General features: G+C 60.1%; 22 protein-coding genes. 18 read left to right on the forward strand and 4 right to left on the reverse strand.

Going from position 1 to position 26,162, the window contains the following annotated elements; genetic code table 11:
- Positions 1-2 precede the first annotated feature (2 nt).
- From OE747_RS18440 to tagF, 17 genes are all read left to right on the forward strand, one after another.
- Positions 3-617 (forward strand): MotA/TolQ/ExbB proton channel family protein, encoded by a 615-nt coding sequence (locus OE747_RS18440; RefSeq protein WP_263830012.1) that lies wholly within the window; start codon positions 3-5, stop codon positions 615-617.
- On the forward strand, positions 614-1,021 hold the full coding sequence (locus OE747_RS18445; RefSeq protein WP_263830013.1) for an ExbD/TolR family protein: 408 nt from the start codon (positions 614-616) through the stop codon (positions 1,019-1,021). Before OE747_RS18440 ends, OE747_RS18445 begins: the two co-directional genes overlap by 4 nt.
- A complete protein-coding gene (locus OE747_RS18450) occupies positions 1,018-1,422 on the forward strand; it encodes an ExbD/TolR family protein (RefSeq protein ID WP_263830014.1) in 405 nt (134 codons plus the stop codon). The genes OE747_RS18445 and OE747_RS18450 overlap by 4 nt, the downstream gene beginning before the upstream one ends.
- Positions 1,419-2,936 (forward strand): DUF4384 domain-containing protein, encoded by a 1,518-nt coding sequence (locus tag OE747_RS18455; protein ID WP_263830015.1) that lies wholly within the window; start codon positions 1,419-1,421, stop codon positions 2,934-2,936. Before OE747_RS18450 ends, OE747_RS18455 begins: the two co-directional genes overlap by 4 nt.
- A gap of 74 nt (positions 2,937-3,010) precedes the next feature.
- Positions 3,011-4,150: a type VI secretion system protein TssA gene (locus tag OE747_RS18460; protein ID WP_263830016.1), complete on the forward strand. Its 1,140-nt coding sequence runs from the start codon at positions 3,011-3,013 to the stop codon at positions 4,148-4,150.
- A 24-nt stretch (positions 4,151-4,174) separates the two neighbouring features.
- Positions 4,175-4,714, forward strand: a complete 540-nt coding sequence (gene tssB, locus OE747_RS18465; RefSeq protein WP_263830017.1) for a type VI secretion system contractile sheath small subunit — start codon at positions 4,175-4,177, stop codon at positions 4,712-4,714.
- A 1-nt stretch (position 4,715) separates the two neighbouring features.
- Complete coding sequence (gene tssC / locus OE747_RS18470) at positions 4,716-6,224, forward strand: type VI secretion system contractile sheath large subunit (protein ID WP_263830018.1); 1,509 nt, start codon at positions 4,716-4,718, stop codon at positions 6,222-6,224.
- Between the two features lie 37 nt (positions 6,225-6,261).
- Complete coding sequence (locus tag OE747_RS18475; protein WP_263830019.1) at positions 6,262-6,747, forward strand: Hcp family type VI secretion system effector; 486 nt, start codon at positions 6,262-6,264, stop codon at positions 6,745-6,747.
- Positions 6,748-6,770: 23 nt separating this feature from the next.
- Positions 6,771-7,493, forward strand: coding sequence for a type VI secretion system baseplate subunit TssE (tssE, locus tag OE747_RS18480; protein WP_263830020.1), 723 nt, complete (start codon positions 6,771-6,773; stop codon positions 7,491-7,493).
- Positions 7,493-9,373, forward strand: coding sequence for a type VI secretion system baseplate subunit TssF (tssF, locus tag OE747_RS18485; protein ID WP_263830021.1), 1,881 nt, complete (start codon positions 7,493-7,495; stop codon positions 9,371-9,373). The genes tssE and tssF overlap by 1 nt, the downstream gene beginning before the upstream one ends.
- The gene (gene tssG / locus OE747_RS18490; RefSeq protein WP_263830022.1) at positions 9,337-10,386 is read left to right on the forward strand and encodes a type VI secretion system baseplate subunit TssG; all 1,050 of its coding nucleotides are present in this window, start codon (positions 9,337-9,339) and stop codon (positions 10,384-10,386) included. The genes tssF and tssG overlap by 37 nt, the downstream gene beginning before the upstream one ends.
- Positions 10,383-11,714, forward strand: a complete 1,332-nt coding sequence (gene tagH, locus OE747_RS18495) for a type VI secretion system-associated FHA domain protein TagH (RefSeq protein ID WP_263830023.1) — start codon at positions 10,383-10,385, stop codon at positions 11,712-11,714. Before tssG ends, tagH begins: the two co-directional genes overlap by 4 nt.
- Position 11,715: 1 nt before the next feature.
- The gene (tssJ, locus tag OE747_RS18500) at positions 11,716-12,168 is read left to right on the forward strand and encodes a type VI secretion system lipoprotein TssJ (RefSeq protein ID WP_263830024.1); all 453 of its coding nucleotides are present in this window, start codon (positions 11,716-11,718) and stop codon (positions 12,166-12,168) included.
- Positions 12,169-12,191: 23 nt separating this feature from the next.
- Positions 12,192-13,526: a type VI secretion system baseplate subunit TssK gene (gene tssK, locus OE747_RS18505; RefSeq protein ID WP_263830025.1), complete on the forward strand. Its 1,335-nt coding sequence runs from the start codon at positions 12,192-12,194 to the stop codon at positions 13,524-13,526.
- Between the two features lie 4 nt (positions 13,527-13,530).
- Positions 13,531-14,901, forward strand: coding sequence for a type IVB secretion system protein IcmH/DotU (gene icmH, locus OE747_RS18510; RefSeq protein ID WP_263830026.1), 1,371 nt, complete (start codon positions 13,531-13,533; stop codon positions 14,899-14,901).
- A 3-nt stretch (positions 14,902-14,904) separates the two neighbouring features.
- Positions 14,905-18,447, forward strand: coding sequence for a type VI secretion system membrane subunit TssM (tssM, locus tag OE747_RS18515; RefSeq protein WP_263830027.1), 3,543 nt, complete (start codon positions 14,905-14,907; stop codon positions 18,445-18,447).
- A 1-nt stretch (position 18,448) separates the two neighbouring features.
- Entirely contained in the window at positions 18,449-18,910 is a 462-nt protein-coding gene (tagF, locus tag OE747_RS24680) for a type VI secretion system-associated protein TagF (protein WP_404818336.1), read from the forward strand.
- On the opposite strand, the gene OE747_RS18520 is transcribed toward tagF, so the two are convergent.
- The 4 genes from OE747_RS18520 to OE747_RS18535 form a co-directional block, all read right to left on the reverse strand.
- A complete protein-coding gene (locus OE747_RS18520; RefSeq protein ID WP_263830028.1) occupies positions 18,907-21,165 on the reverse strand; it encodes a type VI secretion system Vgr family protein in 2,259 nt (752 codons plus the stop codon). The genes tagF and OE747_RS18520 overlap by 4 nt on opposite strands.
- An 86-nt stretch (positions 21,166-21,251) precedes the next feature.
- Positions 21,252-23,675: an ImcF-related family protein gene (locus OE747_RS18525; protein WP_263830029.1), complete on the reverse strand. Its 2,424-nt coding sequence runs from the start codon at positions 23,673-23,675 to the stop codon at positions 21,252-21,254.
- 3 nt (positions 23,676-23,678) lie between these two features.
- A complete protein-coding gene (locus OE747_RS18530; protein WP_263830030.1) occupies positions 23,679-24,545 on the reverse strand; it encodes a M15 family metallopeptidase in 867 nt (288 codons plus the stop codon).
- Between the two features lie 3 nt (positions 24,546-24,548).
- Positions 24,549-25,304, reverse strand: coding sequence for a PP2C family protein-serine/threonine phosphatase (locus tag OE747_RS18535; RefSeq protein WP_263830031.1), 756 nt, complete (start codon positions 25,302-25,304; stop codon positions 24,549-24,551).
- A 132-nt stretch (positions 25,305-25,436) separates the two neighbouring features.
- Between OE747_RS18535 and OE747_RS18540 the strand changes: the two genes are divergently transcribed.
- On the forward strand, positions 25,437-26,063 hold the full coding sequence (locus tag OE747_RS18540; protein ID WP_263830032.1) for an OmpA family protein: 627 nt from the start codon (positions 25,437-25,439) through the stop codon (positions 26,061-26,063).
- Positions 26,064-26,162 lie beyond the last annotated feature (99 nt).

Genomic DNA, 26,162 nt, shown 5'->3' on the forward strand with positions numbered 1-26,162 from the left:
TCATGATTTCCTTCGATCTTTCGGAGCTTGGGGTATCGGGGCCGATCCTGTTGCTGCTTGGGCTGCTGTCACTGGCCTCGGTTTCCGTTCTGGCCACTCGAATTCTGGCGCTCTGGGGCGTCGGCAAGGGACGTGTGGAACGAGACGAGATGCTCGAGAAGCTGGCGCGGGGAGAGGTCGTCGCTGTCCCGGAAAAGGGTCCAGCCGATCGGGTTCTGAACCGGGCGGCGGCTTTGCTCGAGAAGGGTGTTTCCGTTGAGGTGCTGACATCGGAAATGGAACAACATGGCAATGCAGAGTCTCATGTGCTTTATCGCGGGGTCCGGTTTCTGGAACTTGTGGGCATGATTGCCCCTCTTCTGGGTTTGCTGGGCACAGTCCTGGGCATGATTCAATCCTTCCGATCTCTTGAACTGGCCGAGGGCGCGGCCAATGCCTCTATACTTGCCGGTGGAATCTGGCAGGCGCTTCTGACGACTGCCGCGGGCCTTGTTGTGGCGATTCCGGCCCTGGTGGGGGCCGCTCTTCTGACCGCGCGGGCCGAGGTCGGCGCGACACAGATAGAGCGGACGATGGTGGGCGCCCTGACCTCGGCGCGCCGACGGATGCAGAAATGAAGACGGCGCGGCGTGGCGGCATACTGCCAAAGGTCACCTTGGTGCCGCTGATCGACGTGCTTTTCATACTGTTGTTCTACTTCATGGTGACCTCGGTCTACCTCGATCTCGATATGATCCCGGTCTCGCAGTCGGCCGAAGAAACCGGGTTCGACGCTGTCGAAGACCCCGGTGGGTCGATCCTGTTGCGTATCGACTCGCTTGGTCAAAGCGTGATCAACGGCAAGGTTGTTCCGGCCGCTGAACTGGGCGACTGGCTTCAAGAGACAGGCCGCAGCACGCATACCGTCTTGATCCTGCCGTCCGGAGAAGCACCCGTGCAGGCGCTGGCCAGAGTGATGGATGCACTGGCCCGCTCCGGCATCACCCGGACGCGTCTGGTCCGGCTTGAGGCACACCCATGAGACTGCGGCGGCGCCCCGCCAATCCACGGGCAGAACCTGTCGTGGCTCTGGTGGATGTCGTCTTCTTCCTGTTGGTGTTTTTCATGCTGGTTGCCCGCCTGGATGCGTCGGCGCCTTTCCAGGTCACTCCTCCGACAGCGGTTTCGGGTAGAGATATGCCGGGTGGCGGCGTTACCCTGTCGGTCGCCGCCGATGGAGCCTTGGCCGTGAATGGTCAGGCCGCCGGAGCAGATTGGATCGACCGGGTCCGGCGCGCCGCCCTTGCCGAAGACGTGGAATTGATCCGGGTCAATGCCGACGCCGCAACGCCGCTTCGCCATGTGTTGCCGCTGTTCACGGAACTGGAGGCGCTGGAACTGGCCGATGTCGTTCTGGTTGTCACCCCGGAGACGGGGCAGTGACCCGGCTTGCCCATGCCGCCGTCGGCAGCATGGTTTCGCTGGCGCTGCATGGCGGCTTTGTGCTGGTCGTCGCCGCTTTCCTGTTGCCGCGTCCCATGCCTCAACAGCCGTTAACGCGCTCTGAGCTCATGATGGCCGTGGTTCGCGTTCCCGAAGTTCAGGGCGCCGCTGTCTCGCCAGACGCCTCTGATGCGCGGACCGCGAAGCCTGCGGGAGGCCGGGCCGACCCGGCTGTCGTGCCAATTGATGTCGCGCGCCCCGCTGCTTTGCCAGTTACAACATTGCGATCACAACCAACGGCGCAGAGCGTTCTTTCCAGATCTGACAGGCCGGATTCACAGACGGTTGCCGCCACAAATCCGCCTGTGCAGGTCTTGTCGGCAAAGACCGGCTCTGGGGAGCAAGCGCCAAACTTGATCGCCGAACCCTCGGTGGCCGTTTCAATAGCAAGAACAGAAACAAGAGTTGTATCATCGCAACCAACGCTTTCTCTGGCAAGCTCCACACGGCCGCAAACAGTCAATCTTGACAGGGTTTCCGCTCTTGGCACCTCGTTGTCCGAAGAGCGCCCGGTGGCGGGAACCGCGGCTGAAAAACCGGCGTCGGCAAGTGGCGTCGACAGTCTGGTGCCGATCAGTCAGCCGGCGCGGGTCTATGTACCGCCGAGCGCTGTTGCGGCTGTGGCTGCGCTGACCGAGACCCGATTAACACCGTCGCTAGACTGGAGTCCCGATGGTGTTGGTGAGTTGGATGCGACAACCCTGTCGGCGGTTGAGGCATTTCTTGTTCCGTCCGGCGCGACCGAAGTTCGGGATGGTATCCGGGCAGCGATGATGGCGGTTGATTGCGCCCGCATGCGAACCGAATTCGACCCCGTCACCGGTCGGGTGCGTTTGTTAGGCCACATTCCAGCCGACGACCTTCGCGCAACAGCGCTGTCTGCGGTCGGCACGCAGCTTGGCTCGGCGCTCAAGATCGAAGATGGGTTGCGCATTCTGCCTCATCCGCAATGTGACGTTCTGGGTCAGATCGAGGCAAGCGGTCTTCCGCAATCGGAAGAGCAGTTCAAAGACGCCGCGATGATCGGCGCGCAAGGCTTCGCCCGGGAATATGCGTTCAGGCAGGGAGAACTGCTGCGCATTGATCTGACCGCGCCGGACTATGACGCGTATGTTTATGTCGATTACTTCGATGGCGAAGGACAGGTTCTGCATCTCGATGCCACAGGTGGCACTCCGCCGTTGCGCCCGGCGGGCGATGTTTTTTCCGTGCCCGGATCGCGAGACGGTGAACCTTCGATGAAGTTCGAGATCGCACCGCCTTTCGGGCAGGACATCGTTCTGACCATTGCGGTGAACGCGCCTTTGTACAACTCGCCCAGGCCCTTGGTCGAAACCGCTCCGCAGTACCTGGATTTTCTACGCGAGCGTATGAGTCTTCTCATGGCCAAACCGGGTTTCAAAGGAGAGTGGGCTTATCTGTTTGTCGCCACTACTGCCGCCGACAAACCATGAATGTTGCAAGAATCGCAATCATCTGAAAGACTACCTGCATTGATTTTGCATTATTTTTGTTGGGGTTGGATGAGATGGAGTTCGGCACGCTCCTTGCGGATCCGAAAGGCGAAAATCCCGCAGGCATTGAGTTGAGAAACGAGCCTGCGTTTCACGCGATCGAGCGGCTGCTTCAGCCTGCCGCAAGGTCAGAGCGCGTGAACCCGGACGGATCTGTCAACGAGAGCGCTCCGCAGGTCGATTGGCAAGACATCTGGGACCAGATTCAGGACTTGGCAGGTTTCGGGCGCGACTTGCGGCTTGTTGTGATTGCCACCCGTGCCGCAGCTAATCTGGAGGGGTTTCAAGGGCTTGCGCAAGGTTTACAGATGATTGCGCAGATCATTGCGAACCACTGGGATGCGCTGCATCCCGCCTTGCGCGACCGGGACGACCCAAAAGCAGCGGCGCTTCCCCGAATGAACGCCCTGCGGCAATTGGAAAACGATGACAATGGTCTGTTGGGAGATCTGAAGTTCAACGCCGTCCTGACCCCGCGCGGCATTGGCAGAGTTTCCGGCAACGATCTGGCCCAGGGTCTGTTGACCGATTTCGAGATTCTCAACCGGGCGGCCTCGGGGCTGAGCCAGGCAGAGAAAGACGCCATCTTGGCCAGCCATTCGAACCGCCGAAGCAGGGTGACCTCGGCGGTAAGGGCGCTGGCGGCAGAAGAATCCGAGCGGGCCGCTGAGTTGAGCGAAGGGTTGTCTGCGGCCCTGAGCGGTATTGCGGCCATCAGCGCCGCCTTGAACGAAAAGGGCAATGGAGCAGGTGACCTTGGTTTCTCGGTGCCTGCGCTGACCGAGTTTCTTGACCAGTGTAAGTCCGCAATAGAGTCCGGCATTGCCCATTCCGCTGGCGAACCGCCGCCTTCTGCTGAAACAGCGGAACCGGCACCCGGCCCAGCGACGGTAGCAAATGCATCTGCGGCGGAGGCAAGACCCGCTGCACCGACGCCCGGTACCATTGGGTCACGCGCCGATGTCGAAAAAAGCCTGGACGCCATCATTGCGTTCTACGAGCGGACCGAACCTTCGAGTCCGATCCCGCACCTTGCCCGACGTCTGCGCCGGATGGTGGCGATGGATTTCGTGCAACTGATGGAGGAAGTCGCACCATCCGGTTTGAAAGAGTTCAGGTTGGTCGCGGGTATGGAAGAGTCCAAGAAAAAATAAGGGAAGTCAGGAGAGGTCACTAGAATGAGCGAAAGCAAGCAGAAAGTCATAGAACGCAATCGCGCGCCTCGGGTGCAGATTGCATATGACGTCGAACATTACGGCAGCCCCACAACGATCGAGCTCCCATTCGTGATGGGCGTGATGGCTGATCTGGCCGGAGAATCCGAGACGCGAGAAGCCAAGAAGGCTGTCGTTGATCGGGCGTTCGTGGAAACTGACGCTGGTCGGTTCAACAAGTTCATGGAAGCGCTTGCTCCGCGGGTCAAGGCGCGGGTCCCGAACAAGCTGCCTGCCGCCGAGGGCGAAGAGGCGGACGAAGAAATGTTCGTCGATCTTTCGTTCAAGAGCATGAGCGATTTTGCTCCGGACAAAGTGGCCGAACAGGTCCCGGCGCTTGCCGAACTGCTGAAGATGCGCCGGCAGCTCGAAGAATTGCTCAGCTACATGGACGGCAAGGTCGATGCCGAGAAACGAATTGCGCAACTGTTGAACAACGAACCGCTGTTGGCCCAGGTCGCGGACGAGGCGGTGAAGACAAACGCGGGCGGAAGCGAGGACTGACATGGCCGAAGAACAGAAGCAAGGCGCCGCTGGCGCCGCCGAAGCCGAAGCGCTTGATCTGGGTGAATTCAGCGATCTTTTGGAAAAGGATTTCCGCGTCAAGGACAGCGAGGGCGACAAGATCAAGTCGCTGGTGCATAATCTGGCCCTCGCCGCCAAGGAACGTTCCGGAACGGCAACCATCTCGGGCAACGCGGTCAAGTCGATCAAATCGCTGATTTCGGGTATCGACAGTCTGCTCAGCACGCAGATGAACGAGATCCTGCATTGCGAGGAAGTTCGCCAGATGGAAGGCACCTGGCGCGGTCTGCATTATCTTGTGAACAACACGGAAACGGATCAGAAACTCAAGATACGGGTTCTGAATATCAAGAAAGAGGATCTGGCCGACCATCTGGAAGACTACGAAGGCCAGATGTGGGACCAGTCGCCGATCTTCAAGAAAGTCTACAGCGACGAATATTCGATGTTCGGTGGCGAGCCTTTTGGGGCCATCGTTGGGGCCTATGAATTCAGCCACAAGCCCAAGGATGTGGGCCTGTTGCGCAACCTTTCTGGCATCTGCGCCTCGGCACATGCGCCGTTCATCGCAGCCGCAGCGCCACAGTTGTTCCGGATGGAAAGCTGGCAGGAACTGCCCAATCCGCAGGATCTGGAACAGATCGTGTCCAGCCCCGATTATGCCAGTTGGCAGTCCCTGCGGGAAAGCGAGGATGCCCGCTACATCGGTCTGACCATGCCGCGTGTCCTGGCTCGCCTTCCCTATGGGGCCGATACGGTGCCGGTAAAAGGGTTCGATTTCGAAGAGCAGATCGACGGAAAGCACGACCACTACGTCTGGATGAACGCGGCGTTTGCCATGGGCGTGAACATCAATCGCAGCCACAAGCTGTACGGATGGGGGACCCAGATCAGGGGGGTCGAATCCGGTGGCACGGTAACCAACCTGCCGGTTCACACGTTCCCGACCGATGATGGCTCCGTGGCGATGAAGTGTCCGACGGAAATCGCCATCGACGACCGGCGCGAGGCGGAACTGGCCAAGCTTGGCATGATGCCGATCCTCCATCGCAAGAATACTGATGTGGCCGCGTTTATCGGTGCGCACAGCCTTCAGGACGACGAAGCACGTGCGGGCCGTCTGGTTGACCCGGACGCTCAGGCGAACGAGCGGCTTTCGGCGAACCTGCCCTATCTGTTCCCGGTCAGCCGGTTCGCGCATTACCTCAAGGCAATCGCCCGCGACAAGGTCGGGACATTCAAGGAACGCTCGGACATGCAGGTCTGGCTTAGCGAGTGGATCAACCGCTACGTATTGGCCAACCCTGCCATGGCCGACGACAAGGCCAAGGCCAAGCGCCCCCTCGCTGCGGCCGAGGTACAGGTGGACAGCGTCGAAGGACGACCGGGGTACTACAATGCCCGGTTCTTCCTGCGGCCCCATTACCAACTCGAAGGTATCAATGCGAGCCTGCGGCTGGTTTCGGAACTGCCCTCTGTAAAGAGCTGATTGTTTTACTCCAACTTGAGAACAGGGAGACTATACTATGCCGTTGACCGGTTATCTGAAAATCCCCGACATTGATGGGGAATCCCAGCGTGCCGAGCACGAAGACGAAATCGACATCCACGACGTTGAATGGGCCATTGAACAGGCCGCCGTGGCGCAGATTGGCCGGGGTCGGTCGCAGTCTCGTGCGCGTGTAGAGGCGCTGAAGTTTCGCAAGTTCTATGACGCTTCATCGCCCTATCTTGCGCTGGCCTGTATGCAGGCAAGGTCGTTTGACGAAATCGTTCTGACCGTGCGCAAGGACTCGGGAGAAGCCCATCTAGACTATCTGACCATCACGATGACGAATGCCGTCCTTTCTAGCTATCATGTGCTAGGCAACAACAGTGACCGGCACGACATGATCGAGGAACAGGGCGGGCTTTCGTTCGAGCAGGTGAACGTCAAGTACATTGTTCAGGCCGACGACCATTCGGCGGGTGACGAACACGAAATCGAGTTCGACATCGCCAAGGGCGTATGACTTGAAGAAACGGACGGCGGCGCATGGCTGAGGCCAACGACATAAGAACGTCGAGGCACGAGGCGGTGCAGCCGTCCCTCTGGGACCGGCTGGTTGATGACATGCCGGGACTGGTCGCAGAAACAGAGGGAATGCGCGCGGAACTCGCGCGCATTCTCGGAGGCGTGGCGGAGGTTGACGCTTTGGTTTCCGGCGGTCCGCGGGCCATTGAGAAGCGGATTGACCTGTCGGAAAAAACGAGGCTGTTGCTGCATCGTCTGCAACAGAAACTCTCGCATCGAATGCGTCTCGAGGACCGTGGAGTTGTCGTTTCCGCGGATGTTCTGCGCGAGGCCGTTCGGCGCGATATCGAAATGCTGTTCAACGTCGAGCGGTTGGAAGCGGATTTCCTGATGACCGAACGCGAAAGCCTGTCGGTCGAAACGCCAGCCGCCAAGCTGGAGCGATTTCCAGAAATCCGGCGCAGTGTGCTCAATTATGGTGTCCCGTCCTTCGCGGGCCGAATGTCGGGTAACGATTTCGACAAGGACGCTCTGGCCCGGGAAATACGAGAGGTCCTCCAGGTCTATGAACCGCGACTGCGAAAGGAGAGCATCAAGGTCAAGGTCCGTGTCGGTGACAAGACCGGTATGCGCATAGATGTGGACGGGGTCTTGATGTTGTCACCCGTTCCGGAACGATTGAGATTGTCGACAACAGTGGATCTGGACAACGGGCAGGCACGGACCCAGCTTGAGGATATGTGATGGATCAGGCGTTCCTGGAGTATTATGAGGAAGAACTGATCCAGCTTAGAGCCCTGGCTCAGGAATTTGCGGCCTTGCATCCGAACGTGGCGCGAAACCTGTCCCTGGACAGCGTGCCCTGTCCCGACCCCTATGTCGAACGCCTGCTTGAAGGGGTTGCGTTTCTGGCGGCGCGGACGCGGTTAAAGGTCGATGGCGAGGCAAGCCGGTATGTGCGTAATCTGCTGGACATGCTCTATCCGGATTTGGCCGGACCGGGACCGGCGATGTCCATGGCTCAGCTGAATCCCGGGCCGCAAGTGGAAAGCATGCTTTCGGGTCATAGGGTCAAACGCGGCACGCGGCTGGTAGCAGGTCTCAAACAGGGTCTCAGTACCCGTGCCGTATACACTACGGCCCAAGACATTCATCTTTGGCCCATCAAGATCAAGGCGGCCCGGTATCTTCAGGATACAGGTGCTTTGTCCGAGGCGGGTGTGCCCGAGGGGTTGAGCAGGTCGGCCGCTGCCGGCATCAGGCTGGTGTTGACCAGAACGGGGCCGGGTGCGCTGTCGGACCTCTCTCTTGATCGGTTGGACTTGTACTTTGGTTCGGCCGGGCGGGGGGCGCTGCTCTTTGATGCGATCTTTGGGTTTGGCGGGCCGGTCATTGCCCGACCGGGACGGCCCGACGCAAAGTTCACCACGTGCGATGCGCCTGCGATGGTAGGCCTGTCTGACGAGCAGGCGTTGTTGCCCCGTGTCCGGTCAGCATTCGAAGGATACCGGTTGCTGAGGGAATACTTTCTGATGCCCGAGCGGTTCCTTGCCCTCACAATTTCGGGGCTGCTGCCGACCATTCAGATGGCGAAAGAGACCGATGTCGAAGTGGTTTTGCTTTTGAACGAACCGTTCGACAATCTGAGGGATCTGGCGGCGGACGACTTCCGCCTCTTTGTCGCGCCGCTTGTCAACTTGTTCGAACATGAATGCAATCTGGTTGGTCTCGATGCCCATCGACCCGCTCATATTGTCCATGCGGATCGCACGCGGCCTCGGGATTTCGAAATCTACAGGCTGTTGCGGGTTGAAGATGCCGATATCGACGGTCCCGAAGCTGTTGTCCCGCCACTCTTCTCTTTCGAGGACAAGGCCGACAGCGGCTATGTCTACACCACGGATCGCAGACCGCGGCGCCCCGGCGATGACGAGATCAGGCGCGGTCAGACGCGAACCAGCTACACCGGCGATGATCTTTTCATTTCCGTGGCACGTCCGGCCGGTGCGCGTGCCGGGGCCTCGCCGCCAACCCGGTTGGATATTCGGGCGCTCTGCACCAATCGTGATCTGCCGATACTGGATGACACTCCGGTTCTGACGCTTGAAACCGGCGACCCGGTTGGAAGCGTCAACCTGTTGCAGCCGTTTCGCCGGCCACGCCCCTCGTTGCGCAGTGCGCGCCCGGGGGGACCCGGCGGCGAGGAGCGAATGAACGATCTGATCTGGCGTTGGATCGCGCAATTGAACATGGGTTTTGTTTCGCTGGCCGAAGGCAGCGCGGGCGCCGAGCCGTTACGCGCGATGATATCTCTCTACGCGGACCGGGGCGATCCGGTGCTGGCCCGGCACGGGCGCTCGATCGCGGCATTGAGATCGCGGCCACTGATCGAACGGTTGCAGGTGCCGGGGCCAATTTGCTTTGGTAATGGAACGGAGATCACGCTTGATGTTGACGAAAGCCAGCTGTCCGGGGGCAGTTCTCTATTGTTGTCGTCGCTGCTGGCTCAGGTTCTGACCCGAGCAGCTGCCACGAACTCCTTTGTCCGGACCAAGACCCGGCTACTGCAACAACAACAGGAGGTGACATGGCCGATGAAGCCCGGCAGCCGGGTTCTGATCTGACCAGGCAAGCCGAAACTGTGCGTCAAATGAACTTCTTCCAGTTGCTGCGCCTGCTGGAACGGGATGGCGCGCGGTTTGGCAGGGCCGGTGGTCCGGGAACCGAGCCGGCGCGGCTTGGGCAATCTCCGCGCATGGTGTTTGCGGCGTCCGATGTGGCGGAAATGGTGCCGGGGACGGCGGACAAGCCGGCTCAGGTTGCCGTCAATGTTCTTGGGTTGATCGGTCCGGAAGGACCGTTGCCCCTTCATCTTACCCGCTGGATCATGGAACGGATGTCCAACCGTTGGTTTGCGGGAGATACCGCAGGTGCAACGGCGGATACGTCATTTCTGAACTTCATCAATTTGTTGCAACATCGCCACATCGCCCTGTTCTGGCGTGCCTGGGCGGATGCTCGGGCGGATGTTCAGGTTGGCTATTCCGGCGGAGGTAATGTCAGCGCCATGATGCGGGCGCTGGCCGGTATCGGGCTTCCCGGAACACCCAGCGGCGACGGTCGTCTCGACAACGGGAAACTGCGGCAGGCGACGGCACTTGTGCAGCAAGTCCAAAGTCCCGGTCGCCTTGCGGCATTTCTGTCCACGGTTCTGGAACTGCCGGTTGCCGTGCGAGAGTTCGTGGGCCATTGGATTGTCCTGCCCGAACACCTTCAATCAAGGCTAGGACGCGCCCATTCAGGTTTGGGTCAGGGCGCGGTGGCTGGAGCGCGGGTTTTTGATCGCCAATCTCGGGCCGAGATCCGAATTGGGCCGCTCACATTTTCCCAGTTCTCAGCTTTTCTGGACGATGACGCCACTTGGCAACGTTTGCGGCATGCGGTGGTTTTTGCCCAGGGCAAAGCTATCGAGTTTGATCTGCGTCTGATCCTCGCGGCTAGAGAGGTTCCTGCGGCAAGGCTTGGCGCTTCGCGTTTGGGACGTACGTCGTGGTTATCGCCTGATGAAAGCCAGGGAGCGGAAGATATGTGTTTCATCCATTTCACCGCCCGTGACCGGCGGAGGGTAGCGGCATGATGTTGCGTCTGGTTCTCGAAAATGCGCCCAGGCCGCAAGATTTTACGGAAATCCCGTACGCCGGCGGCCAGGTTGTCATCGGACGCAGCGACGAGGCCGACTGGCGACTTGAAGACCCAGACATGTTCGTATCCCGCCGTCATGCGATCCTGAGCGAAGAGAACGGCACTGTCATGGTGACCGATGCGTCAAGCGGGGGCTTGTACATCGACAACGCGGCCAATCCGCTTGGTGCCGGGAACTCTGTGCCGCTGGATCAAGGCATGCGCTTGCGTCTTGGTGATTTTGTTTTTCGGGTCGAAACCTCGACTGCGGACAGTTCGGTGCCCGAACCTGCCTTGCCGGACAGTCCGTTCGATTTTGGCCCAGCCCAAAAGGCCGAAGAGCCCGCTGCGCGGCCCGGGAGCCTGCCGGATCCGTTTGGCGTGCGCCGTGAAGACCGCTTTCCCGCGCGCGGCGAAACGCCGCCGACACCACGGCCATTTGCACAGGAGGATCCATTTGGATTGGATATGCGCAAGGCGCGGGAGGCACCCAAACCGGATGATCCGCCATCGGAACCACCCCTAAAGCGCGGTGGTTACTTCGACACGCCCGTACCGGCTCCCAAACCAGTGGAACCGGTGGTGACGTCAGATCCGGTTCAGCCTACACCACCCCCCGAGCTGGTCCAGTCCGCCCCTTCCCCCGAGAGGGCCTTTCCGGATCAAAAGAGCGGACCGAGCCTGTTGCAGGCAAACACCGAAGAGACCGACGTGATCAGGGCCGCGCTTTATCGTGGCCTCGGTCTGGATCCGGATCGGTTTCCTGCCGGAGATCTGGCCGCTGAGGTTGAAGAAGTCGGGTCTCGTCTCCGCGAACTGGTCGACGGATTGATGCTGCTGCTGCGCACGCGGGCGCAGGAAAAGCAGAAGGTACGGGTGGCGCAGACCCTGATTTCCAACGCCGACGTGAACCCGCTCAAGTTCCTGGCGTCGACAGACGAAGCCGTTGCCGCGTTACTCCATCCGCGCGGCGCCGGATATCTGTCGCCCGACAGGGCTGTGGCAGAGGCATACAGCGATCTTGTGGATCATCAGCTCAGGACCTGGACAGCGCTGCAAACATCACTGAGGCGAATGATCGACAGGTTTGATCCCGAAGAGATTGAAAAGGATATGGACGAAACCGGCCTGCTTGAAAAGCTCATCGCTGGTGGGCGCAGCGCCAAGATGTGGCAACTCTACCAGGATCGGTACCGCGAAATCGCGCGATCTGCCGAAGAGCAGTTTCTTGGAGAGATCGGGCAGGATTTTAGAGACGCATATGAAAACCAACGGAGGAACTGACATGGCACTTGCACGCAGAGAATTCGTGATATTGGGCGGCATAACCGCCGCAACTGGACTTTCGGGATGTCTGGGCCCCTCGGCTGCAAACCTGACGGTCAAGGCGGTGGGGACACCTGGCATGAACCCGGGCCCTGACGGTGCGGATCGGCCGCTGACACTGACAATCGTACAGATGACTGGCACAGGTGCCTTTGACAGCGCGGACTATTTCGCGCTGCAAAACCCCTCCGCCGCGCTTGGCACCGATTTTGTGCGCGCGGATCAGATCGTCGTTTCCGGAGCGACCCCGGTCACCAAGGTCATTTCAGTTCAGCCGGGGGTGGCTGCGGTCGGCGTGGTTGCCGGGTTCCGCGATCCGGCGGGTAAATCGTTTCGGAGCCGCGTGCCGGCGCCAAAAAGCAGCGGCGGCATGACTGTCACGGTCGGATCCCGCGGGATTTCTGTAGCCTGAAGACAAGGAAGGGAACGGCAGGCATGTCGAATTCGAACAGGGTGGTTTGGTCTGAGGGGCTCTTTCTCAGGACCCAGCACTTTCAGCAGCAAGATCGACATGGCGAATGGCTGGTACGGGCTGCACTTGGGGCCATGCCACGGCAAGGCTTTGGCTTCACACGATTGGAGCTTGATGAGGCGGCCCTTGCGGCCGGTATGGTCAGCCTCTCATCGGCGCAGGGTGTTTTTCCTGATGGAACGGTGTTCGCGCTGCCCGAAACAACTGCGGATGTGGAACCCATGCCGGTCACTGCCGGAATGAAATCCGGCCTTGTCTCCCTTGCAATCCCGGCAGAACGGGCCGGGGCGGCGCAAATCGACCCGGCCCACGCGGTGCCGTCAGGGGCGCGGTATCGCGGCGAGATCCACGAAGCGCGAGATGTGATCCGCGACGGAGCCGATCCCGCCGAGATCGAGACCGCGCGGCTGGCCCCACGTTTGCTGCGCCCCGACGAAGAAACCAAGGGTTTTGTCGTTCTTCCGATCGCCCGCATCGAAGGGTTGGGTGCCGATGGTGGGGTGGCCCTTGTGCCTGGGTTCCTGCCGCCGGCTCTGCGGTTGTCTGCGGTTTCATGGTATCGCGATTTCTTGCGAGAGCTGGTGACCGGCCTTGATCGCATCGCCGAAGCCCATGCCAGTTTGGTTGTTGGCGGGGCAGGGGCTTCGATGGAAAACCTGTTGATCCTGGAACTGGCGAATTCGGCCCGACCCAAGATCGCCCACCTTTTGGGCCAGAACGATATTCATCCCTCCGAGCTATATTGTGAACTTGCGGAATTGGCGGGGAGAATGTCGACCTATGGCGCATCCGCGCGGCGCATGGCCGTGCTGCCAGAGTACGATCATATTGATCCGCAGCCCGCCTTTGACGAGTTGGCCAACACGCTCCGTTCGCTGGTTCTGTCCTTGCGGCATGTCGAGCCGAAAACGCGGGCGCTGAGGGTCGCGCGACATTCCGACAATATCTGGACCATTAGGATCGACAACCCAGAGATCCTGAACTCCTCCCGGATTGTCCTTCGCATCGGTGGCGACATGTCCGAGGCGATGCTGCGCAAGATATTCGTCGATCAGGCAACGGTTGGGGCGGCAGACGAGTTTGACGCGCTCTGGAAATCACGCTTGCCCGGTATCCCTTTGCGCCCACTGCATTCGCAACCGCGTGAAATTCCATATGACGGCGAGCGCCTCTGCCTGGAACTGGATCGCGGGTCTGAACATTGGGCCGCGCTACGCGACGCGCCTGGCTTTGTGCTTGGGGTGGCTGGAAAGCTGGACCGCGAGCCGGAAATCGACTGCTATGCCGTAACACGGTGACACTATGACCAAGGATGATCCATTTGGCTTGAAGAACGACGCGGGCCGCACACGGGTGCGACCGGTCCGGCGCGGCGCGTCTGGCCCGTCTGACCGGCAACCGCAGCCCACGGCGGGCGGACAGCCAGCCGCCGATCCGGGATATTCGCCCCGATTGCGGGAAAGCCGTGCGGGTCAGAACCCCCTGATAAACGCGTTTGCATCGCTCTTGGGCTTGGCGCCGGAACTCGAGCGGGCCAATGCACCGGAAAATCCCGAGACCCTGCGCACGCGACTGCTCGACAATCTCACCTATGCCCGTGACAGCGCGGTAGCTGCCGGGGTGCCATTGAGCCGGGCGGATCAGGGGGCGTGGTTCGTTGCCGCCCTGCTTGACGATATTGCCATCAATACGCCGTGGGGCGGCTCTTCGGGCTGGCCACGGTTGCCGTTGGTCGTCTCGCTCTATGGCAACGTGGATGTCGGCGACCGGTATTTCGAATTGATCGAAGAGTTGATGCGCCACCCGGAACGCGATCCTGATTTGCTGGAACTGGCTCAGGTCTGCACCGCACTGGGGTTTCGCGGAAAATACCGGGTTCAGGGCAGCAGCGGAGAGGCGGCCCTGATGCAGCTTCGGGCGCAACTGGACCGGCTCAACCGGGATCGCGAGGCGCTTGAACGCCCCTTGTCCCCGCATTGGGAGGGTGTTCTCGCACAGGACGAGGACAAAGGGTTCATTCTGCCGATCTGGGCGATTGTGCTTATAGCTGCCGCAATGATCGCCGCGACCTATGTCGCACTGGGGATCCGCCTGTCAGCCCGGGGCGAAAACCTGTTTACTTTGGCGGCTGTCTTGCCGCCCCCCGAACGCGCGGACATCTACCGGCCGATCATCGAGACGACTCAACCGGAACCGGTGTTGCTTGAACCTGTAGTGCTTGAACTGCTGCCATTGATCGCCGAGGCCGCCCCCAAGGACCGGGTGGCGGCCCTGTCAGGACGTGAGGATGTGTCAGTCGCCGTAGTGGTCGTACAATCAACCAACCCCGAGGTGTTCAAGTCTGCAAAGGCGGACCTGAACGCCGAATATGACGAGCTGATCCGCTCGGTCGCCGGGGTGATACTGGCCAATATCGAGTTCGTCGGTGCGGTAAAGGTCATAGGCCATACCGACAGTGTGCCGGTTCAACGGTCAAACCCGTTTCAATCGAACCAGGGGCTCAGCGAAGCGCGAGCAAGAACGATTGCCGATTTCCTGACCGAAGCAGGCGTTCCTCCCGAACTGATCACTTCCGAAGGCCGTGCGGCGACCGAGCCGATAGGTGACAACAAGACCCGCGACGGGCGCGCCAGAAATCGCCGTGTCGAAATCATTCTGCAAAAGAAGGTTTAGGAAATGAAAGTCCTGAAATCCGTCTTTCGTTTCTTTCTGTCCCGCCTGTTTTGGACCGCGGTTGGTTTGCTGGCTCTGTGTGCCCTCATCTGGTTCTTTGGACCCTTGATCAGCATCGGCGATGCCGATCCCCTGGCCAGCGAAATGGTCCGGCTGATCGTGATCGGTGTTATCCTGGTTCTGTGGCTGCTCTCGCTACTGATCGGTCAATTGCGCGCCGCGCGCGCAAACCGGGATTTTGTTACCGACCTGTCCGCTGCCGAACCAGAAATTCGCCCAGGCGAGGAAAACGTGGCCGAGGTGCAGGTCAAGTTCCGTAACATCCTCGATCAGATGAAACGATCGAAACTGGGCGGCCGAAAGTTCCTTCGCGACATGCCATGGTATGTGATCATCGGCCCGCCGGGGACGGGCAAGACGACCGCTTTGCGGCAATCAGGGCTGCATTTTCCCATTGATCTGTCCGACGACATCAAAGGTGTGGGCGGTACCCGGAACTGTGACTGGTTCTTTACCGAGGACGCGGTGCTTGTCGATACCGCCGGTCGTTATGTTCAACAGATGAGCGATCCCGAAGTCGATGCTGCCGAGTGGAGGGGTTTCCTCGGCCTGTTGAAGAAACACAGGGGCCGCCGGGCGTTGAACGGCGTTATCCTGACATTGTCGGTACAGGAATTGTCAATGAACGACGCGGCCATTCGCGACTATGGCCGCGAAATCCGCAAGCGACTGGCCGAGCTGCGCGACGAGCTTGGGATCAAGCTGCCGGTCTACCTGATGATCACCAAGACCGACCTTGTTCCGGGGTTCGAGGATTTCTTTGGCGATTTGTCGTCGCGCGGTCGTGAACAGGTCTGGGGCGCCACTCTGGGTATCGAAGACCGGGTCGACGGTGTCACCGTCGAACGCGAAATGCGCGCATTGCAAGAGGCGCTGGAATCCCGACTGGTGGCTCGGTTGGGTTCCGATCTGCCCCTATCCAAGCGGGCGGAACTATTCCGGTTCCCGGGGCAATTCGCGGCGCTGACAGGCCCGATGAAATCGCTCATCGACGCGGTGTTTGGCGAAAGCAGATACGAAGACAGCCCTTGGCTACGGGGGTTCTACTTTACCTCTGGCACACAAGAAGGCTCGCCCATTGACCGCATGCTGTCCGGCATGGCCCAATCCCTGGGATTGGCTCCACCCCCGCCCGAACGCCGTGCACACGGGGAAAGCCGTTCTTACTTCCTGCGCAACCTTCTGACTGAATTGATCTTTCCCGAGGCCGGGATTGGTCGATTTGATCCACGCGCCGAAGATCGCAGGCGTTGGATCTGGCGGGGAACACTTGCGACCTCGGCCTTGGTGGCCGTGGTGGCCGGGATATTCTTTCTGTTTTCCTTCATCCGCTATTCGGCGGGCATTCGCGCGCAAGAGACCGAACTGACGCAACTGTCGGCGCGCCTGTCAAACGTCGCCTCGCGGCAGGCGCCGACCGACCCGCTGGATCTGAACCTGGCACTTGAGGCCGCCAACGAGACGTTGAACGCCGCCTCTGTTGTGCCCGAGAGCTTCTTTACGGTTCTTGGACCCACAGCCGAGACCGAGTTGGCGCGAGCACAAGAAATCGCATATGACCGTACGTTGCGGAACATCCTCGAACCGCGCATGGTGGCGATGCTCGAAGCCACAATGTGGCGCCACTCGCGCGATCCTGACTTTCTGATGGGTGCGCTCAAGGCCTATCTCATGCTCACAGGGCGTTCGCCATACGACGGCGAATACATTGCCGACTGGTGGCAACTGGCGCTGCCTGAATATGCCCCGATCGATCCGTTCCCGACCGAAGAGGCGCTGGTTCACCAACTCGCAGCGATAGAGCGGGCAGGGGCGGAAACAGACCGGATCGCACCCGATCCGGAACTGGTCAGCATCTCTCTGGAAAGCATCTGCACCATTCCCCTTGCGGTACGTGCCTATCGCAACTTGGTGACGCTTCCCGAGATTAGCGGTCTGCCTGAATGGATACCCGCGGAACACACCGGGCCCAATGGTGCGCGTGTCCTGACGCGCCTGTCGGAAAAAACCCTCCGCATAGGTTTGCCCGGGGCGTTCACCTATGACGGATTCCACCAGACTGTTCTGCCGCTTGTACCCGAGGTCGCGGCGCAGGCCGTGCTTGACCGTGAAGTGTTCGCCGGTGGGTGCGCCGAAAGCGCCGAGGCCTCGGTTGCCGTGCTCGAGGCCGATATCCTCAAACTGTACTATGACGACTTCGTTGCCCAATGGGACGGGTTCCTGCGCGATGTACGGCTCGCACCCATCTCGGACTTGCCGCAAGCGCGCCAGAACCTCAAAGATCTGTCTTCGACCGATAGCGCGCTGAAACGGCTGATCCTGGCCGTGGTGGCGGAAACGCACCTGACCCGGGTTCCCGAAGACGGCGGCGGTGCCGGTAATGACGCTGCCAAGAAAGGGGCATTGAAAGCTGCGCAAAAGAAACTGGGCAAAATCGGAGGGCTGCTCAAGAAAGGGTCCAAGATCGCGGGCAAATCCGGCGGATCGGATGCGCCCGAAGCCCTGCCCGGTGAACCTGTAGCGCTGCATTTTGCACCGATCCGCGCCACGGTGCAGGAGGTCGACGGAGTGCCGCCGCTGCTGGACGACGCGGTCGCCGCTTTGACTGCACTGTCCAACGAATTGCAGACCGTGGCGGCCAGCCCCGATCCGGAACAGGCCCTGTTGGCCCGTGGCGGTCTGCCCTTGCTGACCGGCGCAATCGTCAACGAGGCCGCCGGATTACCCGACCCGATCGACGATTGGATCGGTGGCATCGCGGGGGACACGATCGCAGTCACCCGAGACGCCATCGTCGACCAACTAAATGCTCGGTGGAAAGCGGATGTCTTGCCCTTCTGCCTGTCGGCGACAGCCGGACGCTATCCGTTCGATCAGCGCAGCGCGATTGATGTGAACACCCAGGATTTTGCTCGGCTGTTTGGTGCGGGCGGTCTGATTGACAGCTTTACCAATGATCACTTGCAGACCTATATCGACAATTCCGTCCGGCCATGGCGGTGGCGTGCGGATCTGGGATTGGATGATGCGCTGCTCAAACCGTTTGAGAATGCGCGCATGCTGCGCAATGCGCTGTTCCCAGGCGGATCGGGTCCGGTCATGGCGTTCAACCTGATGCCACTGGACCTGAGCGCATCGGCAGTTCGGGTGACGCTCAACGTGGATGGGCAGGTGCTGAGCTACTTCAACGCGGCGGCCCGTCCCATGCCGATGACTTGGCCTGGTCCGGATGGCACCAACATGATCACGATCAGTTTCACCCCCGTGGACGGCACCGGCGATCAGATCACCTCACAAACCGGGGCCTGGGCGTTTCTCAGGCTGATCCGGTCAGGCAGGCTCCAGGCGACAAACTTGCCCGAAGTGTTCAAGCTGGGTCTTGCAGCAGGCGGTCACAGCGCGCGGTTTGAGCTGCGGGCCAATTCCGTCGAGAATCCGTTCGACCTGACGGTGTTCTCCGGCTTTGCCTGCCCCCGGGGGTTCTGAGTTGACCGGTTTCTTTGGTAAGCTTCCCAGTCATGGGGATTTTGTCGTGCGCGGTCTTGGCCAGGGCGTGCGAGGATATCTGGACCGATGGCTTAGTCAAGGATTGGCCTTGGTGCTGCGTGACGGTGCGCCCTGGCCGCATCGCGGAGTGCGGGGTCTGCTTCAGAGCCCGGCGGGGCCCCTTGCAATCCTCGTGTTGCCCAGTCGAGACACCCCTGGCCGGGTCTTTCCCCTTACGGCTTGTGTTATGGGGGTTTCAGACAGGCAGGGTGTCGACGAATGGGCAGATCAGGTGTTTCCATTGCTATCTCAGGCAGCCAGCAACGGGGCCGATCTGGAGCATCTGGCTACAAGCCTTGGCGCGATCAGGTTACCAGATTCGGCGGTTCCTCTGCAGCCTCCGCTGCTGTGGTGCGATGAGCGAGCGCCCGGGCATCCGGACGGCTATTTCAGCGCGCACTAGTTCTGGTCGATCTTCGAGCCTTTCATCTTGATGCTGCTCGACGCCTTGACGTCGATCTTGCCGCTGCCTTGCACCTTAATGTCCTTGCCCTTGATCTGGATCGTACCGTCCTTTTTCATCAGAATGGACGCCGATCCGGTCTTGATCAGGATTTCGTCACCTGCGTCGATGGCCAGTTTCTTGCCGACCTTAAGCGTCATGCTGTCGCCGACCGTATAGTCGGCCTTCTTGCCGACCGATTGCGTCAGATCCTTGCCGACCTGAACGGAACGGTTGCCGCCAACGGTCCAGCTGTCATCGCTGCCGACAGAGTGGGTCTGACTTGCGCCGACCGAGACCGAGCGCGTCGCTCCGATGTCATTGGATTGGGGTCCACCGACAGTTCGTTGCTCGGCCGCGCCGACCGTGTCCACACGTACCGCGCCGACGCTGACCGTCTGAATCGCGCCAACCGTCTGGGTGTGGTTGACCCCGATGGTTTCGGTCGAATTCGAACCAACGCTGATGGTTTCATTGGAACCGACCGTCAGCGATCTGTTGACCCCAACGGTTTCGGTGTCGTTCTGTCCGATCATTACGGTCCGGTTTACATCGACGGTCGTATCCTTGTTGTTGGCGACATACTCGCTTCGGTCGTGATTGATTTCCTGTCTCGCGTCGTGCCCGACCGACTCATAGAAGTCATTGCCGATGGTGCGGCTTTCGTTGTTCTTGACCAGTTCGTTGTGATCTTTCTCGGCCTGGAAATAGACCTCTTCACTGCCTTTGGCGTCTTCGAAACGAAGCTCGTTAAACCCGCCGCCGCCGGGAGAGCTGTTGGATTTCCACCCTGACTGGGTTGCGTTTGACGGAAGGGCATAAGGCGGCATCTGTTCGGCGTTATAGACACGCCCGGTGATGATCGGTTGATCCGGGTCGCCCTCGAGGAAATCGACGATCACTTCCTGGCCGATGCGGGGGATCTGGATAAAACCCCAGCCGGACCCGGCCCAGACCGAACTCACCCTGATAAAACAGGTGGTGTTTTCGTCCTTGACGCCTTCGCGGTCCCAGTGGAACTGCACTTTGACGCGAGAATACTCATCCGTGTAGATTTCCTCGCCAGCGGGCCCCACGACCACCGCGGTTTGCGGGCCGCGCATGACCGGCACGCGCGCCTTGCGGGGCGGATGATAGGGGAGCGACAGGGGTTGCACCAGCCAGCGTGCCTCGAACCCATCCTGTTCGCCACGCTTGCCTTGTCCGGCGAAGTACTCGGCATCCCAGATGTCATAATCGGCCTGCAGGATAAAGAATTCCACGTTTTCGTTGCGCCTGGGGTGCTCGACCAGTTTGAACACGTAGCCGCTGCTGGGGCCTCGGGCCGATGTCTGCGCTTCGGCCCGTTCGGCTTTGGATTGCGCGGAAATGTTTCGAACCTGGGCCAGATCCTTTCCGCGCCCGTGATCAACGTAGTACCCGGGATAGGAATATTGCTGCTTGTCGGCCAGCGAAGTGCCGCGCATCTCTTCGGACATCGCGATCAGATCGGCAGAGGGGCGGGTGAAGTCGTAATCCGTATGGGTCCAGCCTGCGGATACCACTCTGTCGGTGCGTTTCCATTCGCTGATGCATTCGGCATCCAACGCAGCCAGCTGCAAGTTCATGTCATATTCGACGGTTTCATAACCATGCACGCTGTCCAACTCTTGGTTGCCGTCAACCAGAACCAGTTTGTGTTCGCCGTCTTCAAAGGTGAAAAAGTACCAAATGCCCTCGTGCTGCATCAGGCGTTCGAGAAAGTTCAGATCGCTTTCATCGTATTGCACACAGTACTCTCGGGGCGTGTAACTGCCGGTCAGTCTGATTTCGTAAGAGCCGATCCCGTGCTGATTGAGAACATGTTCGATGATGTCGGGAACGGTCTTTTCCTGGAAAATCCGGTTGTCGGTTGTCTTCGACAGGAACCACAGGTTCGGCCGCAGGATCAGCACATAACGCGCCATCCCCTCGGTCACTCCACCAAAGCAGAACTCGTCGACATAGCCGTTGAAATACCGGGGCTCATGGTCGCCCTGGATCGTGATCGAGACCATCTCACCCAACAGGTCCTGGGAATCGATGTTGGGGTTCAGACTCACAGCGGTCAGTTCGTACCGGAAACACGAACCGGCCATATCCCGACCTTTCAGGCTACAGAATCGCAGTCCGTCCTCGGCGTCGTCATCCGCGGGCGGTAAGGGGGAATGCAGCTTAATGTTACGTGCTTCAAACATCTTTCGTCCTCGGTGGCTCACCAAGACAACAACAAATCCGTTTCAGTATAGCGCGTTTTCAGCGTGCTGCGTGGATTTTCGTCGGACTACAAGACCGGTGGGCACGAAAGGCCCTGAACAGCCGCGCGCGCCGATACAGGGTTAACCTCGTGATCGAACTCCATCTCGACGAACACCCGCCCGCCCTCTGTTCGCAAATCCACCAGGATCCTGCGCCCTCCGTCACGCGCGCGTAGTCGCAGGTCGTCCAGCAAACGATATAGCCCCCACAGGCCGACATGAGACAGGCGTGTTGTCTGATCGCCAAGGCGAAAGGTCACTTCGACACCCCCCGTTGGATCGGGGCCGGGCCAAGAGAGATGTGCGGCCTCGCCGGTTGCCCGGATCGGTGCCGCATTGCCACCCAGCGTCATAAGCGTTTCGCCACGTTCGGCCAGCGCCGACACTCTCATCTCTGTTCCCAACTCGCCGTTGGCCCCAAAGAGCGCCTGGTCGACCAAGGCCGCGCGTTCGAGAAACGCCGCGCCTTCGGGGGTCAGACCAGCGAAACGCGCCTCGGGCTTCCATCTCCACGGGCTTTCGGAGGTATCGAGATAAGGACCGGCATAGGCCGACAGGAATACGGCGAAGGCACCGGTAGGTCCAAACAGAGCGGCAAGGCCCCCCTGATCCACATCTGCCCCGTCGGAGAAGGGGTAACGCCCTTGGATCAACTGGCGGCAGAGTGGGAAAACATCCTGTTGCCACTGCCTGAGGATTGGGTTTGATTGGCGCGATCCGGTTGTCTGCCCCGCTTGGGCCAGAACGTCTTCGGCAATCTGGACAACGATCCGCGGCGCTGCCTTGAGCGCCTGAACGGAACGCGCGCTTTCATGGACGCTCATCAGCCTTTGATCACCGCGCTCGGCATTCACATCAATGGATCCAAGCGCCACGTTGAGGCTGGAAAACAGGCGAGCGATTTCGGCCAGGCGACCCTGTTCCACATATTGGATCATCGCCCCGAAGCGGGTCGCAATCCGCAACTGTTGCGCATGGCTTCTGCTGGTGTCGCCGCCGCCGATTTCTGTCCAGACCCGTCGCAGCAGTGCGTCCAGCGGCCCGGGGGATTTGCTTAGCACCCCGGAAACGAGAATTGCGGTTTCCCTGTCGACAAAGGGCCGGACCCTTACATCGGCCAGCCAGTCGCTCCAGGCATCCAGCGTTTCGCTCAATAGCCGGTTTTCCAACAGATCCGCGGTATCATTGCGCGGTGACAGCGTCACTCCGGTTACTATCGGTCCGGCCTTCCGGGCGGCCTGCACCGCCAGACCCAGTTCGTATTGGCGCGCGGTTTGCCAACCAGATGCGGTGAACAGTCCGGGCAAACCACCTGACAAGGATGCGCCGGACCGGTGAACCAACACGGCGCCTATGCCGGGGACCCATTGGTCCGGCTGCCAGCGCGGCAGGCTGCGGGTTCCCTCGGCACGCAGCAGTTCGAGCCAGGCACGGCTGGGTTCGTCGGCTTCCGCGGCAAACTCGCGCACCAGGTTCATCAGTTCCGGGTCTTCGGCCGACAACCCGATACTGGGCCGGGTCAGTTCGGAAACATGCGGAGCAAGCTCTGGCGCGTTATCTTCCAGCCAACCGGTCAAGTAGGCGGGATGCCAGTCGAGATCACCGATCAGCACCGCCCAGGCGCGCAGGGCGTCGTAGATCATCAAGCCTTGGCCTTCGACGGCCAGCCTCTCCTCGATTGCAGCCCGTATCTCAGACGGCAGCATCCTTTGCACCCGCTCCGCATGCCGGGTACTTGCCTGGGTCAAGGCATCGAAAACAGGCAAGCGCAACGAACCACCAAACGGGGCCTTGGTCGCGGCGCGCTTCACTTGCGCCAGCGCTTCGGCGCTTGCATCGAGTTGCGCCGCAACAGAAAGAGATGGGTCGAGATCAGCCTGCGCCTGCTGAAAGCGGTCGAGAACGGCGGATTGGTACCTGTATTCAAGAAATCCCGCATAAGCTGCAAGTAGAACAACAAACAAGGCCACGCTGAACAGGGCGTATTTCCCCCAGCCGGTGCGTTGACGCTGGTAACCCTGCCGCAAGTCCCTGCACTGTGCCATGACGCTATCCAGGAATTCACCCAACGCGGTCAGCTCGCCACCTTCGCGCCGGGCCGTGTCGGCAAAATCCCGGATGCGATTCAGATCGATTTCCCGCCCGTCAAACAGTCTTTGCTGTGCGACGATAGCCCAAGTCGAAAGACGGGTTCGAGGCAAGGACCGGGCGCGCCGATCAATGAGAACGCCAAGCGAGTAGCGCGCGGGCTTTATCGCCACGCGCGGAACGCCTGAATCCTGTAGCCGCGTCTCGAAGGCATCCAGAAGAGCCTCCGCCTCTTCGCACATTGTCCGTTCGCCGGATTTCGATTTCCGTTCCATCGCATCCGCAAACGCAAGAACCGGTTCGGACAGAGCCACGTAAGGCTGGCCCTTGCCGGGACCCGGGGGACGCGCGCCTCGCGCCATCAATCACAGCTTTCCTTCGGCCTGCCAGTCGCGCAGGGTTTCTTCGCCAATCTCGAAATGCATCGAGTCTTCGCGGTTCCAGGTGGCCCCCCAGAACCATCCTTCTTCGTTGAAAAGCTCGGCCAAAAGCAACAGGCCGAACTGCGTACCGCCATCTCCGAACCCATCCAGCTGGCCCTCGAGCTTCAGGTCTATTGCCGTTCCCCATGAATGGTTCGACACGGAGGTTGCAGATCCCCGGATCAGGCGCGCGCACAGGGCGCCTGCGGTTCCCATCGCCGCATAGATATCGGGTTCTGACGTCTGCAACTGAGCCATGATGCGCTCCAGTGAATCGAGCGCTGGACGTACCATGGTCACCCGGATCGGGCCGATTTGACGGGTTTCCAATAGCGACTTGAGGCGCGGGTTGCTGACCGGTTGGCATTCGGTGGAATAGCTGTCTCGGGGATGGCCGAGGATATCCAGCATCACGCGGTTCTTTGGCTGGGTGATACCGGCATTGAATCGAGATTTCGCCAGGATCATCTCCTCTGTCATCTCTTCTGTTTCCTGGTGATCTCCGGTTTCTTCCAGCGAAGTCATCTGAGCTGCATCCACCTGGGTCGGCTGTCCCCTGGCCGCGAGCCCGGACAACAGGCTGGTGTCCTCGGACAGACGCTTGACTTCGGCTTCAAGGTCACGCTGCGTGTCGCGCAGGCGCACAATGTCGCTACGCAGGTCCGCGATGTCCTTGTCCGTTCCGTTCAGGCGCATTTCCATGGTCCCATCCGCAGTCTGAAGCAACGCTCCAACAACGGCGAACGCTATGGCCGCGACGATGAGGCCGATGGCGATGATAATGGGACCGATCAGGGTTCCCTGACGCATGTATCATCCCTCCCTGGCAAAGACCGCTATGACCGAAACGTTGTCCGGGGCACCAAGTTCCAGTGCCTTTGTCACCAGGGCCGTGCACGCGTCCTCGGGGTTGCCGTTCTCTCCCAGGATTGTGGCAATCTGTTGATCTGCAAGGCAAGTCGTCAACCCATCACTGCACAACATCAGACGGTCGCCCGAGATCAGCGGGACAGTCGCCGTGTCGATCTCCAGTTCGGATTGCGCCCCAACAGCGCGGGTGACCACATGCCGTTCAGGGTGATCGTCTCGATTGCGGATATCCAGCAGACCCTGATCAACCATGTCCTGAACAACCGTATGGTCGTGGGTCAGCAGCCTGAGCCCGCCCTGCCGGAGCAGATAGGCACGGCAGTCTCCGGCCCAGGCGACCGTTGCGACGGCGTTCTGGATCATCATCGCGACAACCGTCGCGCCCATTCCATCCAACCGCTGAGAGCGCGCTTGCGAAATCACGGCTGCGTTTGCTTCAGCCAGTTTCATCCGCAGTTCTGGCCCGGCCAAAGCATCATCCTTCAGTCGGCTCAAACAGTCTGTGACGATGTCAGACGCAACATCTCCATGCCCGTATCCACCCATTCCGTCGGCGATAGCCCACACCACGCCCGTAGGATCGGTCAGGATCGAATCTTCATTGCTCTCGCGAACACGACCCACATGGGTCAGCCCCGACCCGACAAAGATCGGCGCGCGGGGCAAAACGGACGGTATGCGCGTCGTCGGTCCCGTCATCATCCAAGGTCTATCACGAACATCAGAGACAAGGTTCGGTTCCGGCCTTTCAAATGGGATGTATTCAAACGACTTTGATGATACTCTGCTTGCAGTTAGACACAAAGCCTTTTCAGAAAAGGAGAGATGCGCATGACATCACTCAGACTGGCGGTTGCCCTTGTGGCGCTGGCCAATCCGGTGCTTGCACAGGACTATACCGCCGAGCAACTCCAGGCCCTGTTCGAGCGTCAGAAACAGGCGTTCTCGGCGGCACAGGACAGTGGAATGGGTCAGACACGGGGGCTCAAGCTGGTGACGGTCCAGGATGTGAGCAGTGAGTCGGCGGTGAGTGTTCAAAGTCAGTCATCCCCGAGTGAAGAGGTGACAACCACGGTCGCCGCAGATCCCAACAAACCACTGGTTTTTGGCCAACTCGATCCCGAGTTGCAGGTCAATCTGCATATCAAGTTCGATTTCGACTCGGCGGCGCTTTCTGCTTCAGAGAAGCCAAAGCTTGATACGCTGTGCACTGTGCTGCGGACTGCCGATATCAACGTTGTTCGAATTGTCGGCCACACAGACAGTTCTGGTTCGGATGACTACAACGAGCGCCTGTCGGTCCTGCGGGCAAAGGAAGTCGCGCGGCATCTGGTGCAGGAATGCGGAATCGCATCCGAACGGCTTGAGACCGTCGGAATGGGCGAGCGGTTTCCGTTCAACGCCTCCGATCCCAAGGCCGATGAAAACCGGCGTGTCGAGTTTCAGGCTTTGAGCTAGGGGCGGTCCGCCGACGACGATGTGAACCGCCCCGGGTTTACCGGAGAGTTTGTGGTTCAATGATTAGGCTGCTTTTTCGTCAGCGTTCAAGCTTGCGTA

It is taken from the genome of Ruegeria aquimaris (assembly GCF_025751555.1).
In the GTDB taxonomy this organism is placed as follows: Bacteria; Pseudomonadota; Alphaproteobacteria; order Rhodobacterales; family Rhodobacteraceae; genus Ruegeria_B; species Ruegeria_B aquimaris.